The 16,356-nt window shown below is 36.6% G+C and carries 19 protein-coding genes; 9 read left to right on the forward strand and 10 right to left on the reverse strand.

The window, feature by feature from the left end; translation table 11 throughout:
- Nucleotides 1-52: 52 nt before the first annotated feature.
- Nucleotides 53-1,306 carry a polysaccharide lyase family 7 protein gene (locus V5290_RS12825; protein WP_333386380.1) on the reverse strand — a complete coding sequence of 418 codons (1,254 nt, stop codon included), beginning with the start codon at nt 1,304-1,306 and terminating at the stop codon, nt 53-55.
- A 799-nt stretch (nt 1,307-2,105) separates the two neighbouring features.
- On the opposite strand from V5290_RS12825, the gene V5290_RS12830 reads away from it, so the two are divergent.
- From V5290_RS12830 to V5290_RS12840, 3 genes are all read left to right on the forward strand, one after another.
- The gene (locus V5290_RS12830; RefSeq protein WP_333386383.1) at nt 2,106-2,507 is read left to right on the forward strand and encodes a DM13 domain-containing protein; all 402 of its coding nucleotides are present in this window, start codon (nt 2,106-2,108) and stop codon (nt 2,505-2,507) included.
- A gap of 323 nt (nt 2,508-2,830) precedes the next feature.
- On the forward strand, nt 2,831-3,409 hold the full coding sequence (locus tag V5290_RS12835; protein ID WP_333386387.1) for an RNA polymerase sigma factor: 579 nt from the start codon (nt 2,831-2,833) through the stop codon (nt 3,407-3,409).
- A 6-nt stretch (nt 3,410-3,415) separates the two neighbouring features.
- Nucleotides 3,416-3,700 carry a zf-HC2 domain-containing protein gene (locus V5290_RS12840; protein ID WP_333386390.1) on the forward strand — a complete coding sequence of 95 codons (285 nt, stop codon included), beginning with the start codon at nt 3,416-3,418 and terminating at the stop codon, nt 3,698-3,700.
- A 137-nt stretch (nt 3,701-3,837) separates the two neighbouring features.
- Here V5290_RS12840 and V5290_RS12845 read toward each other — a convergent pair whose 3' ends face one another.
- From V5290_RS12845 to V5290_RS12860, 4 genes are all read right to left on the reverse strand, one after another.
- The gene (locus V5290_RS12845) at nt 3,838-4,323 is read right to left on the reverse strand and encodes a hypothetical protein (protein ID WP_333386393.1); all 486 of its coding nucleotides are present in this window, start codon (nt 4,321-4,323) and stop codon (nt 3,838-3,840) included.
- A gap of 1 nt (nt 4,324) precedes the next feature.
- Nucleotides 4,325-5,236, reverse strand: coding sequence for a hypothetical protein (locus V5290_RS12850; protein WP_333386396.1), 912 nt, complete (start codon nt 5,234-5,236; stop codon nt 4,325-4,327).
- Nucleotides 5,237-5,568: 332 nt separating this feature from the next.
- Entirely contained in the window at nt 5,569-5,781 is a 213-nt protein-coding gene (locus V5290_RS12855) for a hypothetical protein (protein ID WP_333386399.1), read from the reverse strand.
- Between the two features lie 24 nt (nt 5,782-5,805).
- A complete protein-coding gene (locus V5290_RS12860) occupies nt 5,806-6,120 on the reverse strand; it encodes a hypothetical protein (RefSeq protein ID WP_333386402.1) in 315 nt (104 codons plus the stop codon).
- 485 nt (nt 6,121-6,605) lie between these two features.
- Between V5290_RS12860 and dusA the strand changes: the two genes are divergently transcribed.
- Both dusA and V5290_RS12870 read left to right on the forward strand, forming a co-directional pair.
- Nucleotides 6,606-7,580, forward strand: coding sequence for a tRNA dihydrouridine(20/20a) synthase DusA (gene dusA / locus V5290_RS12865; RefSeq protein ID WP_333386406.1), 975 nt, complete (start codon nt 6,606-6,608; stop codon nt 7,578-7,580).
- A gap of 9 nt (nt 7,581-7,589) precedes the next feature.
- Nucleotides 7,590-8,180 carry a DUF4136 domain-containing protein gene (locus V5290_RS12870; RefSeq protein ID WP_333386409.1) on the forward strand — a complete coding sequence of 197 codons (591 nt, stop codon included), beginning with the start codon at nt 7,590-7,592 and terminating at the stop codon, nt 8,178-8,180.
- A gap of 75 nt (nt 8,181-8,255) precedes the next feature.
- Here the strand turns inward: V5290_RS12870 and panM are convergent, their stop codons facing one another.
- From panM to gpmM, 4 genes are all read right to left on the reverse strand, one after another.
- Nucleotides 8,256-8,681, reverse strand: coding sequence for an aspartate 1-decarboxylase autocleavage activator PanM (panM, locus tag V5290_RS12875; RefSeq protein WP_333386412.1), 426 nt, complete (start codon nt 8,679-8,681; stop codon nt 8,256-8,258).
- Nucleotides 8,682-8,700: 19 nt separating this feature from the next.
- Nucleotides 8,701-9,519, reverse strand: coding sequence for a divergent polysaccharide deacetylase family protein (locus V5290_RS12880; RefSeq protein ID WP_333386414.1), 819 nt, complete (start codon nt 9,517-9,519; stop codon nt 8,701-8,703).
- A 4-nt stretch (nt 9,520-9,523) separates the two neighbouring features.
- Nucleotides 9,524-10,801, reverse strand: a complete 1,278-nt coding sequence (locus V5290_RS12885; protein ID WP_333386503.1) for a murein hydrolase activator EnvC family protein — start codon at nt 10,799-10,801, stop codon at nt 9,524-9,526.
- 225 nt (nt 10,802-11,026) lie between these two features.
- The gene (gpmM, locus tag V5290_RS12890; protein ID WP_333386417.1) at nt 11,027-12,556 is read right to left on the reverse strand and encodes a 2,3-bisphosphoglycerate-independent phosphoglycerate mutase; all 1,530 of its coding nucleotides are present in this window, start codon (nt 12,554-12,556) and stop codon (nt 11,027-11,029) included.
- 227 nt (nt 12,557-12,783) lie between these two features.
- Between gpmM and V5290_RS12895 the strand changes: the two genes are divergently transcribed.
- From V5290_RS12895 to gpsA, 4 genes are read left to right on the forward strand one after another with little or no spacing between them, the layout of a single operon-like run.
- The gene (locus V5290_RS12895) at nt 12,784-13,212 is read left to right on the forward strand and encodes a rhodanese-like domain-containing protein (RefSeq protein ID WP_333386420.1); all 429 of its coding nucleotides are present in this window, start codon (nt 12,784-12,786) and stop codon (nt 13,210-13,212) included.
- Between the two features lie 8 nt (nt 13,213-13,220).
- Nucleotides 13,221-13,469 carry a glutaredoxin 3 gene (grxC, locus tag V5290_RS12900; RefSeq protein WP_333386422.1) on the forward strand — a complete coding sequence of 83 codons (249 nt, stop codon included), beginning with the start codon at nt 13,221-13,223 and terminating at the stop codon, nt 13,467-13,469.
- 40 nt (nt 13,470-13,509) lie between these two features.
- Nucleotides 13,510-13,971, forward strand: coding sequence for a protein-export chaperone SecB (gene secB / locus V5290_RS12905; protein ID WP_333386425.1), 462 nt, complete (start codon nt 13,510-13,512; stop codon nt 13,969-13,971).
- A gap of 33 nt (nt 13,972-14,004) precedes the next feature.
- The gene (gpsA, locus tag V5290_RS12910) at nt 14,005-15,009 is read left to right on the forward strand and encodes an NAD(P)H-dependent glycerol-3-phosphate dehydrogenase (protein WP_333386429.1); all 1,005 of its coding nucleotides are present in this window, start codon (nt 14,005-14,007) and stop codon (nt 15,007-15,009) included.
- 91 nt (nt 15,010-15,100) lie between these two features.
- Here the strand turns inward: gpsA and asd are convergent, their stop codons facing one another.
- Nucleotides 15,101-16,213 carry an aspartate-semialdehyde dehydrogenase gene (gene asd / locus V5290_RS12915; RefSeq protein ID WP_333386431.1) on the reverse strand — a complete coding sequence of 371 codons (1,113 nt, stop codon included), beginning with the start codon at nt 16,211-16,213 and terminating at the stop codon, nt 15,101-15,103.
- Nucleotides 16,214-16,356 lie beyond the last annotated feature (143 nt).

Consider the following 16,356-nt stretch of genomic DNA (forward strand, 5'->3'; position numbering starts at 1 on the left):
ACTTAGTACAAGAGCGTTTTTTTATGGCTATAAGTAAAACTAATTACTTACTTTATTCATCATGATCAACCCATACATCATATAAAACAACCTCTCCATAGTTATCAGGATTATCTGTTTCATCGCCTTCTTTATCAGCATTACTTTGCGTGTAGTTACCTGCTTTGAAATAGGATTTATCGTAATCAAGATCCATTACGTAGTCATTAGAGCCATCTTTAACTAAGTATTTACTTGCATTACCTGCATTATAAGCACTCTCTAATTGTCCATCTTCACTGTAATAAACATAATGCTTACCATCAATCACTTCAAAGATAACTTCGTGAACCGTGCCTAATTCATAATCAGTTTTAACGGTTACGTCGTCATGTAACTTACCGCCATTGAAGCTCAAGAATAGGTGTTTTTCTTCAAGACGTAAGACCATCGCATCATCAATACCATCTTCTTTATCACCATGGATTTGAGTTGCAACAAGATATGGATTTACGATAGGTAGGTGTGTAATTGCTTGTTTTACATAAATAACGTGAGTACCGTCAGTAGTCCAGTAAATATCTGAATCACCATCTGCTGTACGCTCACGAAGTTCAGAACGGATATTATCAGAATTTTCAGTTGTACCGTTATCGCTTCTGATAGGAGCAAAGAATACGATGCCATTTTGATCATCGTTTACGTAAAAATATTCATTCTCTTCTTGGTAAAGTTGTTTAACTTCTTCACCATCAGGGTAGGTGATTTTCCATTGCTCATAATTGAATAGGTCTGATGGGTAAGTCGCTGTACCTGGTTCTACTGCTGAATCATCATTTGCAGTATCTTCATTTGAATCTGTTTCATCAACAGTATCTGCTTCTGTGCTTGTTAATGTAAAATCATCAAAACGAGCAGTTCCATCATTATATTCACCCCAGATAGAAATGGTTGATTCATCACCAGAGTTAAAAGAAACAGTTACTTTTTCATATTCATCATCGCCACCACCTGTAAGTCGAGTACGCTCACCATCGATTGTAACGCCAATTTTACCATCACCATCAATGTAAGCAGATAGTTCATAGTCAGTATTTTTTTCAACGCTAACGTCTTGTACAAACTTACCGCCTTGACCTGTGATTTTTGCAGCTTTTGAACCTGAACGTTCATCACTAGAAATAGCTGAAGGATCTTTAGTTTCCCAACTATCGAAACTATCTTCAAAGCCTGGATTATTGATATTTACTGTTGCGGCATGAGAAGCGATTGAAAAAGTTACTGCTGCAAATAGTGCTGAATATTTAAATTGTGTCTTTAATTGCATTATAATTTCCATATATATCGTTGTTGTGGATTTTATTAGTATCTTTAATTGACTTATAGTTCCTATTTAAATTTGTTTTTATATATTTTGTGATTTAAAAATACAAAAAACATGAGTTCCAGCCCCCTTTGAAAAAGGCATGGCTCTTCATTTCAAAATAATAAAAAAATATTTTTTTATGCTCATCATCTAATCCGATCATTAAGCGGAAGCCTAATTACTTAACTGAAAGAAATATTAACTAAGGTATTTTACGTTTTAGAAAGTTCGAGCTGTCGCTTATATTTTTAGTTACTAACACTCACCGCTTGATTAAGAATTAAGCTGACTAATATCGATTACATTAGATATGTTAATTTTTTAATAATTATTTTTACGAAAGTTACAACGAGGAAATGGGCTGTTTTCACAAGGAAAATACGCAAGCTATTTATCGGAGTTTGTATAATGATGTGTAATCTGAATACTTTTTCGAATGGAAATAACTGAGTTAGAAGAGGGTAACTTGCTGAGTCTTAGTTGCTATTTAACCTCAATACTGGATAAGAAAAGCGAGTCATTACCGCTATTTATATGGATTTCTACTTTAAATTATTGAACTACACACGTTCAATAGCCGTTCCGATATCTGTAGTGGCACAATAAATTTGACCACATAATTATAAAGGCCTAGAAATGTTTTTTCTATTATTTAAAAATAAACCCTAATTACTTGTAACCAAATATGAATGAGCGGCATCTAATATATAACAACACTTGAGTTGCTAATTATTTACTATTTATTATTTTGGAGTTATTAATGAAATCATTATTAAAAATTAAAACTATTGCTGGCTTTTTAGTTGCACTATCTTTAGCTACATTCTCTTTAATGGGTAATGCAGCTCAAACTGTAAAAACAGGTGAGTTTAGCGGCGCTAACGACCATATCACTACTGGTCAAGTAAGCATTGTGCAAACTGATGAAGGTTATGCTGTTGTGTTAGGTTCTGATTTTTCACTTGATGGCGCTCCAGATCCTAAAGTTGGTTTAGGTAAAAATGGTAAGTTTGATTCAAACACATTATTAGGAAAATTAGTGTCTAACAACGGTCAATCAACTTACCTAATTCCTGCATCTATTAATGTTAATAACTTTAACGAAGTTTATATCTGGTGTGAGCAGTTTAGTGTTTCTTTAGGCTCAGCTAAAATTAAATAAAGTTATTAAGCTAAGCCTTTTTAACAAAGGCTTAGCTTTCTTTTTTTATTCGTTTCCTTGAAATATAACTTAATGTTATTTACGAAAGTTAAACCGTATGGTTATAAGATCCCCAATCTCAGTCTATATCATGCTTTCTTTTATAAGCTTTAGTGTAAAAATTATGTTTGTATGCCTTAATATTATTATAAATAGACCGTTAAGTGCTTGCTACAGTAACAATCGAATTCATCATTAAAGTTTTTGTGTGCCATAATAACTTCAAACTTTTCTATTATTAAAATTGGCTATGTAAACAAATGGATTTGTCTAAGAAAATTAATATGCCTTTAAGTGAAGAACAATTAATTGCTCAATTAAAAAAGGGTAATGTTGACAGTTTTGAGTTTATTGTAAGAGAGTATGGCGGCTACTTATTAATCATTGCAAAGCGATACCTATTAAATGAAACCGATGCAGAGGATGCAGTACAAGATACTTATTTACATGCATTTAGTGCCATTGCAACTTTTGAAGGGCGCGCTAGTTTAAAAAGTTGGTTACACAGAATAGTTATTAATAAATCTCTTATGAAAATACGTTCAAATAAACGTAGACCTGTCGAATTAATCGATGATAATTCATCCTTTTTTGATACTAATGGTAAGCGGATTGAAACAGAGACAGAAATTACATTATCATTAGAAAAATTAATAGCTAATGATAGTCAAAGAGAGCACATTAAAGCTCAAATACATCAGCTCCCTCAAATGGCGAAAAACCTGCTGCTATTAAAGGATATTGAAGGTTATAGCACAAAAGAAATAGCCGAACTTTTAGATATTTCTTTGCCTTCAGTTAAAACGGGTTTACATCGTGCGAGACTGTTATTGAAGAAAAAAATTGAACACCAATTACGTTGAGTTGTTATGAATATAGAAAATAAATCAAGTTACCCATCAACAAGTGATTCGATTAGTTGTGAAACTTTTGAATCATTTATAGTTGATTACATAGACGGTAATTTAGAAGGTAATCAAAAACGCATTTTTATACAGCACTTGAAAGAATGTCCTGCTTGTGAAATATATTTAAAAAATTATGAGTATCGTATTCAATTAAGCAAATCTATCTTCGCCAATGATACTGATACGCCAAATATTCCAAACCAATTAGTGGATGCTATTTTAGCGGCTAAAAAACAAATAGATTAACGTAATATTTGCGGGTCACACTGGAAAAATGCTGGGTAATCAGTAAAAAACCAACTATAAAGTAATCAACTCAGGATATTAAAAATACTAAAATATGAAGTTTTCTTGAATTAAGACGTTTGGAAAAAAATCCTTGTTTACAACAATTCAGTCAAGCGATCACATTCAAAATATAGCCCTGCATACTCATTTTTAGCTACAGTATTATTTCCACCAAAAATAATACTGCTAAGTATTAATGGTAGTTTTTTATGATTATCTAAGAGTGAATTTTTAATAGCAGTAATAGCTAAGTGTTCAGGTCCGTGTTCAAAGAATAATGGAATTAATGATTCAAGCAACTCTGCTTCTTGAAAAATAACTCCCCATCCTCTGTTCTTATGCCCATAATTAACGATTTTAATCCCATTAGTATTAATATTAAGCAACGCTAAAGCTTCAATTTTTTTTGTAAGTAATAAAACATTTCTAGCTGGATCTGGTGCTATAAAATAGAAATATTCATTTTCTATTAGCTTGTATTTTACGTGCAATTTCAACAACTCAATGATTGACTCTTTTGTTTTTAAATTATCATCGCTATTACTTTGTTCCTGCCATTCTATTTGCGGTAAATCTGCCATTTTACATACCCTGTTTAGCACCGTGTGCAAGAAGTTTTAATAATCCTTTAACTACAACTTTCCAATTTCCTTCATGTTTTAAGATCTTACTAACCCCTACTATCCGGCCATTAACGACTAATTTACCATTATGAGTAACGAATCTAAGAATAAACTGACCAGAATTATTACTGATATTAATAATTGTCATTCCATCCATTGCTCGATTACTAGGATAGGCCATCGCAATCCTACCAACTTCCACTCCACCAGGTTGCCCCGCCACTCCAAAACGGATAGCTGATAAACTTTTAACATTAAGGATTTTTACTGTTCCTATTGATCCAAAGGCAAGAGAAGAAACCATAAAAACACCACGACCAATTTTATCACCAACAACAGAATCATATCCAGCCAACTCTGCTGAAACAGAACCAACTTTTCCAAATGCTGATCCCAACAAGTTGTAACCATGCCCCTGATTCGCACCAGAAAGTTGAGTAACTCCGTCCGTTAAACTATTTACCCCAAGGGTTACCATACCAACGCCAGCAAGAGTTGTACCTGGCTCTGGAACTATAATCCCAATTGTCCCTACTACAGTTTCAATTACTCCAACGACAACTTTTCCAGTACCCCATCCAATACGAGAAATCATTGAAGATCGTTGCTTCGTAATATCTGTTTCAATTGCTTCTTTTAAATTAATAGCGATATCTTGAATGGTGTAGTTAGAAAAAAGAGAGCTAGTATCCAGTTTAATAGTTTTAGAGGTGTGATCAACTTCCCATCCATCTAAGTCAATATATGGGTTGAATGTTTGTAGTTTATAACCTAACCCGCCTTGAGAAGGATGAGATAAAGTTTGTAGTAAAGATAACGTTGATTCTGCCGAATAATTATTGACATAATAATCTAAAACTTGGTCAATCATAAAACCTCTTCAACTCATCCATGTTTAATAATTATGTCATATGTACCATGTACACAGCAAAAATAACATTATATTTTTATAGTTATTTTTTTACTTTTTAATGACGGTTTTTTGTGAAAACAATATGCTACAGATTTCATGCATCTTATATTGTTTAGCTTTATAAACGTATTTTTGAGGGAGTAATTAGTTACATCAGTATCTCGTTTCGGGGCACAAAGCATCATAGAAAGTTTACCGCTAGATAAAAAAGCCACTATTTCGGGGAGCCCCGAATTTATGCGTAAAATGGGTTTTATAGTAAATAAATGAGTAAACTGACGGTTTTTTTATTAATCTTCAGCATGATGAAAATACCATTTAGCTAAGGCTTTATCTAAGCACTTACTGTATTCAGTCCCTTGACTAAGAACCCAACCAGTACCTCCACAAACTGAATATTTATATTCAGTAGCACTTTTATTTTCTATAGCAGGGGTATTAGTGTCGTATGCAATACAGCCATGTAAAACAACCAAAGAAATCAATAAAATTTTAGTTTTCACATCTATTCCAAAAAATACTTTTATTTACTTCAAAAAATAAAAAGATAATTCTTCTGTAGAGTAAAAAACACTAAGACTAAATCCAGTAATAATAAGAATGAAAGCCCCTACAATGACAAATAAAAACAAATTTGAGGTAAATTTAAAATATTCAATTAGATTAGAAAATTCATTCTCTTTATCTTTATGAGTAGCATTATTCTTATTTAATTCAAATTCATTACGAGCTTCACCAACATAAGAAGCTTCTATTGAAGCTACAATTTTATACCCTTGAGTAGTCAATTCATTTATTTCATTATTATTTAATTTAAAATCAATATCATCACCTAGCTTCAATATTGTAAATTTGTTTATTTACAGTTCCCAAATGGTGTTAAATTTAGTTCATACAATTAAAGATCCCACTATGTTCTGCTTTTGTGAGGCATTATGGGGTGAAAGCCGCGTAATGATTAATTAGCTTATAAATAACCTTTAGGCAATTAAATCTTATTACGTTGATTTCAAATGCTGACTCACCACATATTCGTATAATAAAGCGCCATTTAAATATTTTTGGAGAATTTAAAGTGTGATTGTTGGTTCTCATATTTCATTTTAACGGACTGATAAAGTATTATTGATGGGATGTCATCGGGGTTTCAATCATCAAACTTTCATCTTTACAAAAGGATTAAATGGCGTTTTTAAGTGATCATTTTCTGTTATAATTACCCTTTTAAAATGCCAGTTTAAGATTAATCATTGTTACATTTTTAATGTGACTTGGTTAACAGTCTGATTTGGCTTATTGATCGTCTCTTATTTAATCTTGGTGTTTTATGCAAAATTTCCCTACAAACCGCTTTTCTATTGCTCCGATGTTGGATTGGACTGATCAATACTGTCGTTACTTCCATCGTTTAATGAGTAAAAACACACTTCTATACACTGAAATGGTGACCACAGGGGCTATTTTATATGGTAAGGGCGATTACTTACAAAGAGATGCTGCGGAACACCCAGTAGCGTTACAATTAGGTGGTTCTGCGCCATTAGATTTAGCACAAGCTGCTAAAGCTGGGGCAGAACGCGGTTTTGATGAGATTAATTTAAATGTGGGTTGTCCTTCTGATCGTGTACAAAATGGCCGCTTTGGTGCTTGTTTAATGGCTGAAGGTGCATTAGTTGGTGATGCGGTTAAAGCGATGCGTGATGCATGTGATTTACCTGTGACAGTAAAAACACGTATTGGTATTGATGATTTAGATTCTTACGAGTTTTTATGTGACTTTGTTGAAAAAGTTAAAGCACAAGGTTGTGATACTTTTATTGTTCATGCGCGCAAAGCTTGGTTGAGTGGTTTAAGTCCAAAACAAAATCGTGACGTGCCACCGTTAGATTATGAGCGTGTTTATCAATTAAAACGTGATTTTCCTGAGTTAACTATTGCGATTAATGGCGGAATTAAAACTTTAGAAGACTGTCAAACCCATTTACAACATGTTGATGGTGTTATGTTAGGGCGTGAGGTTTATGCTAACCCCTATATTTTAAGTAAGGTTGACCAGCAGTTATTTGGTTGTGATAAAGTGCCTTTAACACGTTTTGAAGTATTAGAAAAAATGTATCCCTATATTGAAGCACAGTTAGCGCAAGGTGTTCATTTGAATCGTGTTGCTCGACATATGTTAGGATTATTCCAAGGCTTACCTGGTGCACGTGCGTGGCGACGCCATTTAAGTGAAAATGGGCATATTCCAGGTTCTGGTATTGAAGTGATGCAAAAAGCGGCATCATTTGTTCACGAAGAGTAAGGGGGGGAGATGAAGAAGCATTTATTATTTCTGTTAGTAGTTGTGCAATTAGTGTTGATGGGATGTACCAGTACACCTGTGGTTAAAGAAGATCCTATTAGCGAGCCTGAGCCTTTAACGTTGGTGAGCAGTGGTAAACCGAGTAAAGTGTTACCTTCTTTTACGACTTACAGCTGGGATGATGATTATAATTTTGTGTTAGCGAAAGAAGAAGCCACTATGTTGGTGCTAACACCTTACATACGTCAGCAGATAGAACAGTATATGCGTACTAAAGGCTATCAATTAGTTGATAACCCAGATCAAGCAGAAATGGTGATTGGTTTTTTATTTGCAGCTGATGATGTGATTGCTAATAACCAAGTAGAGCAACGTTTTGGACTGGTGCCTGGTACTGTCCGAGAAAAGGGCTCTGACCCTCGCTATAAGAAAGGTGCATTTATGCTAAGCGCTTTGGATAATAGAGGAAAAAAAATCTATTGGAGATCTGCACTGAAAGGTTTTACGCAATTAGAGCGCGATAAAGCGATCAATAAAGGTGCTCAAATGCAATATATTTTAAGCATGATGCTAGGGGATTTTCCTGAAGCTGGACGATAAAGATACGTCTTTAATTTTGCTACAAAAAAACACACCTCGGTGTGTTTTTTTGTATTTGAACTGTGTTAATTAGGCCTAGAGTGCTTTTATTGCCATGTCATCATTGATTCGGTAATCACTGTTTACTAAGAATGCTTGCGTTGCTAATAATGCTGATTGATCAACTTCTGTTAATGCGTATTTAATCTGTGTTACGCCTTCTGCTTTTAGCTGCTTTTCAACTTGTTTTAATAGATTTTTACCCACACCACGGCGACGAGTTAAGTCTCTAATTTGTAATTGAGATAGAGTGGCTGAGGCTTCTGTTATTTGTACTTTAACGGCACCGATATGACGTTCATTAAACATCGTTAGATATAAACGAGACTGTGAATCATTTAATTGCTCGGCGATGGCGTCAGTGGTTAACGAGGAGGCTGGCAGGTAATCGCCATAAATTTTTTGCAAATCGATGACTAGTTGCGTTGATAAAGTATCAGCAATAAAAACGGATAATCGCATACTGTGCTCACTATTATATTTATTTTATTTTCAGGAAGCTTACTTCAGGGTAAAGCAAGTGTTGGTGATCGTATTGTACTTTTTTCTGGTCTAACATCATACGTTGTTCTTTAGGTATCAGTTGGCTGAGTTTCACCAGCTGGAAATCTCTATTAGGCCCACTTAAGCGTTGTGATAAGTAGTTTAGGGTTTCTGGATAAGGGTGACCAATTAGTATGGTGTAGGGCTCGCTTAGGCTATGTTGAACAGCTTGCTCAAACTGCTTTTCCATTGCCTTTGCCGTGCGTACATTATCTAAGAAAATATGCCTTTTTAACGCGGGTAATCCGGCTTTTATGGCCGTTTGTGAGGCGACGCTTTTAGCGCTAGTTAGGCTGTCTACAAAGAATAAACCATGCTGTGATAATAGGTCCATCGTCCATTGCATTGGAATAACTTCTTCAGTCAATTTGCTGCCCATATGGTTGTTTACACCGATGGCATAGGGAATATTGTCTAACGCACCACTTAATTTGTGTTGAAAGCCGTGTTTGGTCATTTGTTCCATTAGCGCACCTTCACCTAGTAAGTGATTGTGGCTATGTGCTTGCATTGGAATATGCAGCAGTACTTCTCGATCTTGTTGATGAGCGAGATTAGCAATTTTAGTTGAATAAGGTGTATAGGGTAGAATTGCAAACGTGATTGCTTTTGGCAGCTTCAAGAATGCTTGATTATGGCGGTTATAGCCAATGTCATCGATGATGATAGCTATTTTACCAACAGTATTCGCTAAGGTATTAGCAGAGCAGGTGAGCAGGCCAATCCATAATATTAGTTTTTTTAATCGAGTTAGCACGTGATCATCTTCTCGATAACCAACGTAATGGGTCTTCCGCTGTGCCTTTATGGCTTAATTCAAAATACAATGTGTTTCTCTCTTGACCACCACTGTGCCCTGCTAATGCAATGGCATCACCTTCTAATACGACGTCGCCGGCTTTGTATAGAAGTGTTTGGTTGTAACCATATAAAGTAATGTAATTATCGCTATGATCTAATGCGATCACCATTCCATAGCCTTTAAAATAACCAGCGAATAATACTCTACCTGTTGCTACAGCACGTACTTTTTCACCTTCGTTAGTCGCGATGGCAATGCCTTTCCATTTCACTTGACTACTGCGTGAGCTGCCAAAACTGTGTAGTACTCTGCCTTCAATTGGCCATTTTAGTTTGCCTTTTAAGCTAGCTAGTTTTGAATTGGTTTTTGTTTGTCTGTTTGCTTGATTATTTGCTTGGCTATTAGCTGTTGTCTGAGCTGCCGCTTTAGCCTCAGCTTGTGCTTTCGCCTTAGCTATATTTTTATTTTTAATCGCTTGTGCTGCCGCAATTTTAGCTGCTGCTACTTGTTGTCTCTTACGTTCTTCTGCTGCTTTTTTAAGACGAGCCCGGAGTGCTTTCTCTGAATTATTGAGTTTTGCTATCTTGTTATTTTGGTAATTAATGTCTTTTCTTAATGCTTGTAAAGCTTTGTCTCGCTTACTTTTTTCTGTTGTTAGGTTCGCTTGTCTCTGTTTTTGTTGCTCGTAAAGCTTTTCTAATGAGGCTAATGTTTTTGTTTGAGATTCTTGGTTTTTAAGTAGTTTTTGTTCTGTTTCGTGCAGTGATTCAATACTTTCCAAACGCGCATCATTTAAATACTTGTAGTAGCTTCTAGCTCGGACGACTTTACTTAAGTCTTCTTGATTCAAAATTAGTTTTACTAGGTCATTTTCACCAGTCATGTATGCGCTGACCAGCTGTTGTTGTAATAATGACTGCTGAATAGCTTTATCTTCGTTGAGCTGTCTGGTTTCTTTTTGTAAATTTACCAATGCATTACGTTGTTGCTCTATGTCTGTTTTAGTCTGGTTGGCTGTTAATGCGACGCTAGCAACGGCTTTTTCACTTTTCTCTAATTCACTTTCTAACTGTTTTTGTTGTTTTTGTTGTTGGGCTTTAGTTTGTTTGTTTTCTTTAATTTGTTGTTGGATAGTATTTAAGTTAGCCGCAGTAACCGTTTGGCTAAATAGTACAGTGATCAAAAGAGCGATGAAGGCTAAGCAACTTAGTTTTCTGTCGTTAGATAAGTTAAACATCACTGTGATTTTAGGCCTTATAACTGGAATAGGGGACTTCTTAAAAATATCAATTATGAATACGACTTACAAATGTTAATAAAGTTAGATAAAAATAATTGAGATGGCGGCTTATTGTATGCGAATCAAAATTTATTTATAGATATTAGATGAAATTAAATACAGATATTATTAGAAAGGAGAGTTGGATACCCTACCTAAAGGCAGGGTATCCATAAACCAAGGTTACTTAACAGTAATGATTGGTTGGCCTGTCATCTCTGTTGGAATTTCCATTCCCATTAGCGATAACATAGTTGGTGCGATATCACATAGACGTCCGCCTTCAGCGATAGTCGCTTCACGGCCCATGTAGATAAACGGCACTGGTAAGTTAGTATGAGCTGTGTGGATGCCACCTGTATCAGGGTCAACCATTTGCTCTGCATTACCGTGGTCGGCTGTGATTAGACATTCACCACCTACTTCTTGTAGTGCGCTGACTACTTCACCAATACAGGTATCAACAGCTTCACATGCTTTAACTGCGGCTTCAAATACACCTGTGTGACCTACCATGTCACCATTTGGATAGTTACAAATGATTACATCGTATTCATCGCTCTTAATTGCGCCAACTAGTTTTTCAGTTAGTTCAGCTGAGCTCATTTCTGGTTGTAGATCATAGGTTGCTACTGCAGGAGAGCTGATTAATGAACGTTTTTCACCTTCAAATTCATCTTCAACACCACCGTTAAAGAAGAAAGTTACGTGTGCGTATTTTTCTGTTTCAGAAATACGTAGTTGTGTTTTATCTTTCTTCGATAACCATTCACCCAGTGTATTAGTTAGTGATTCACTTGGGTAAGCAGCAGGTGCTTTAATATCTGCAGCGTATTCAGTCAATGTTGCAAAGTGGATGTTTGGAACAACTGCGCGCTCAAAGCCACTAAAGTTTTCATCTGTGAATGTGTATGTTAACTCACGTGCACGGTCAGCACGGAAGTTTAAGAATAATACTGCATCACCTTCGTTCATTGGTGCTGCTTCACCGATTACAGTCGCTTTTACGAACTCATCGTTTTCATCACGTGCGTAAGCTGCTTCCAGACCTGCTAGTGCGCTATCTGCTGTGTATGCGCCTTTTGCTGCTGTTAATACGTTGTATGCTTCTTCAACACGATCCCAACGATTGTCACGATCCATTGCAAAGTAACGACCTACTAAAGAAACAGTACGACCTACACCTAGTTCTTTGTATTTTTCTTCGTATTTTGTCAGTGTTTCTTCTGCGCTACGTGGTGGCGTATCACGGCCGTCTAAGAATGCGTGAACAAAAATCTTAGTTGCGCCACGTTTTGCAGCTAGCTCGATTGCCGCTAGGATATGCTCATCGTGTGAGTGAACACCACCTGGTGAAGCTAGACCCATGATGTGTACTGCTTTGTCAGCCGCTACGGCTTTATCAATTGCTTCTACAAAAACTGCGTTCTCATAGAAGTCGCCATCTTGAATTGCTTTAGTTACTTTAGTTAAGCTTTGGTAAACCGTACGACCTGCACCGATGTTTGTATGGCCAACTTCTGAGTTACCCATTTGACCTTCTGGTAGACCTACATCCATACCTGACGCAGAAATAAGACCATTTGCGTAGTCTTTACATAGTTGGTCTAGTACTGGTGTTTTAGCATTAGATACTGCGTTATCAGGTGTGTCCGGGCGATTTCCCCAGCCATCTAGAATTAATAAAACTAGTGGTTTTTTAGTCATTGTCATTTTAAACCTCTTTTAATGTCCTGGCATAATGTCCAAATTATCTCCACTTTGATTTTACAACATTTGTGCGTCTTGTCACTGAAAAAGCCCGACGTGAGATCAAAGCAAGTCAAAATAGCCTTAAAAAAGTGGTTTTCATTTATTATTCTAAATCTCAAGGCTGATATTCTGTTTTTCACAGGGTATACTCAGATGCGAATTTATCCACAGAGAAGAAGAAACAACTTATGCAAGAGTATATTGATTTTATTAGTAATAACCCGATGTTATCCGCAGCATGGGTAGTTATTGCTGTTATGTTAGTTCATAGCTTAGTTAAAAGTAAATTAAGCAAGATTAACAATGTTAATCCACAACAAGCGACTTTATTAATCAATAAGCAAGACGCAATTGTAGTAGACGTGCGTAATGCAGACGAGTTTAAGAAAGGGCATATTGTAAATGCTAAAAACATAACTGTGTCACAAATTAATGAAGGAAAGTTTGCTGCTATTGAAAATAACAAACAGACCCCCATTATAGTTGTATGTGCAACGGGAACACGTTCTTCTGGTGCCGGCGACAAGCTAGCGAAAGCTGGTTTTGAACAAGTAAATAACCTATTTTCAGGAATGAGTGGCTGGACAGCTGCAAATTTACCAACAACTAAAAGGTAACAGAACTTATGGCTACTATTACAATGTACACAACACCATATTGCCCATACTGCCAACGTGCAAAGCAATTACTGGATAGTAAACAAGCTGAATATCAAGAGATTGACGTATCGGATCGCTCTTTACGCCCAGAGATGACTAAAATCACCGGTGGAACGACTGTGCCACAAATCATTATTGATGGTAACCCAATCGGTGGATGTGATGAATTGTACGCATTAGAGCGTGCTGAAAAGCTTGATGCATTATTAGCTTAAACAATAACAATATAATTTAATTAAAGATTAAGGGAAGATCATGCCAGAACAAGAAGACAAGCAAGTAGAATTCAATATCCAACGTGTTTACGTTAAAGACATCTCATTTGAATGCCCAAATTCACCAGAAATCTTCAAAAAAGAGTGGGCGCCAGAAGTTAAAATGGATATCGATACTCAAGCTCAGAAACTAGAAGAAGGTGTTTACGAAGTAACATTATCGCTAACTGCGACAGCTAAAGTTGAAGATGACGTTGCGTTCTTATGTGAAGTACAGCAAGCAGGTATTTTCTCTGTATCTGACCTTGAAGGTGCGCAACTAGCACATTGTCTAAATGCATTCTGCCCAAATATTTTATTCCCATATGCGCGTGAAGCAGTATCAAGCATGGTTACTCGTGGTACTTTCCCACAATTGAACTTAGCACCAGTTAATTTCGATGCTTTATTTCAGCAAGCAATGGCAAGTAAGCAAGCAGAAGTAGATACATTAAACTCTTAATACACACTGCTGAACACTCTAGGTAGGTAATTAATGGCTGAAAAAGCGACTATTTCGGTATTAGGTGCAGGATCTTACGGTACTGCATTAGCTTTATCACTGGCTCGTAATGGGCATGACACTTTAATTTGGGGTCATAATAGTGAGCATATTGAACGTTTACAGACAGATCGTGAAAATAAGGCATTTCTGCCTAGCGTTACCTTTCCTAGTAGGCTTCATCCTGAAAGTGACTTAGCAAAGTGTATTGCTGCCACAGGCACTATTTTATTAGTAGTACCTAGCCATGTGTTTGGTTCAGTTTTGTCACAGGTTAAACCCTTGCTTCGACCTGAGCATCGCATTGCTTGGGCCACCAAAGGGCTAGAAGCTGAAACAGGTCGTTTATTGCAAGAAGTCGCTCGAGATATCGTCGGTGATGATTATCCGTTAGCTGTTATTTCAGGCCCTACTTTTGCGATGGAAGTGGCTAAAGGTTTACCTACTGCTGTTGCGGTAGCTGGTTCTGACCGTGATTTTACACAGCATGTTGCTGATTTATTTCATAATATTAGTAATTTTAGAACTTATGTTTCTGAAGACTTTGTTGCAGTACAACTTGGTGGTGCAGTTAAGAATGTAATTGCAATTGGTGCAGGTTTAGCCGATGGTTTAGGATTTGGTGCAAATGCTCGTACTGCCTTAATTACCCGTGGTTTAGCCGAGTTAACACGTTTAGGTGTGGCGTTAGGCGCTTCCGAGTCTTCTTTTATGGGAATGGCTGGATTAGGTGACTTAGTGCTTACTTGTACCGATAATCAATCGCGCAATCGTCGCTTTGGCTTAGCATTAGGCAAAGGTAAAGGGATTGATGAAGCGCAGGTTGAAATTGGTCAAGTAGTTGAAGGTTACCGTAATACTGAAGAAGTCTATAACCTAGCAAAACGCGTAAATATTGAAATGCCAATCTGTGAGCAAATCTATTACGTTTTATACCAAGGTAAAGCAGTGAATGTGGCTGCGATGGATTTACTATCTCGAAGTAAACGAGGTGAGTAATTTTCAGCTTTAAGCTGATTTAAAGCAGATACAGAAAAGGCCTCAATTGAGGCCTTTTTTATTACTTAATAACTAGTTAAGTAAGCTTAGATTAAGCTTCTTGTAAGATGTTTAACATACGACGAAGTGGCTCAGCTGCACCCCATAGTAGTTGGTCACCTACAGTGAATGCACTGATGTATTCAGGACCCATCGCAAGTTTACGGATACGGCCAACAGGAATACTTAGTGTACCTGTTACTTTCGCTGGAGATAGTTCAGAAACCGTAGCTTCACGTTCATTTGGAATCACTTTAACCCATTCATTATGAGACGCTAAGATTTTTTCAATCTCTTCAACTGAAACATCTTTTTTCAGTTTGATAGTCATTGCTTGGCTATGGCAACGCATTGCACCGATACGTACACATAAACCATCAATTGGTGTTTGCTTATCGCTAGTGCCTAAAATTTTGTTGGCTTCAACTTGTGCTTTCCACTCTTCTTTCGATTGACCAGAAGGCATAGGTACGTCAATCCAAGGGATTAAACTACCTGCTAATGGTGCGCCAAACTGTTCAGTTGGTAATGCATCACTACGAATGAAATCAGCAACTTGTTGGTCGATTTCTAAAATAGCAGAAGCTGGATCTTCAAGTTTATCTGCAACAGATGCTTCAATCGCACCCATTTGGCTGATTAGTTCACGCATGTTACGTGCACCAGCACCTGATGCTGCTTGGTAAGTTTGTGGTGCAACCCAGTCAATTAAGTCTGCTTCAAATAAACCACCTAATGCCATTAACATTAGCGAAACGGTACAGTTACCACCGACGTAAGTTTTGATGCCGTTAGTTAATCCCTGTTGAATCACATCTTTGTTTACAGGGTCTAATACGATGATGCTGTCATCTTTCATACGTAATGATGAAGCTGCATCGATCCAATAACCATCCCAACCACTTTCACGCAATGCAGGATAAACAGAGTTAGTGTAATCACCACCTTGACAGGTAATGATGATATCCATTTCAGATAGTGCTTCAATCGAAGACGCATCTTTTAAAGTGTCGGTTGGTTTACCAACCTCAGGAGATGCTAGACCAACTTGTGAGGTGGTGAAAAATACAGGCTCAATCGTTGCAAAATCATTCTCTTCACGCATTCTTTGCATAAGAACAGATCCAACCATACCGCGCCAACCAACTAAACCCACTTTTTTCATGGTCTATATTTCCTTAAATTTAATAGTTTCAAATAAAACGATTAATCATTAATCGAATACTGAATCTATCATTAGAGGCATTATCAAGGCTAGTGATTTGATGGTTTGCTGGAAAAAAAAGCGAGAAACTTACCTTGATTGCT

This window comes from Psychromonas arctica, from assembly GCF_036697365.1.
Taxonomy (GTDB): domain Bacteria; phylum Pseudomonadota; class Gammaproteobacteria; order Enterobacterales; family Psychromonadaceae; genus Psychromonas; species Psychromonas arctica_A.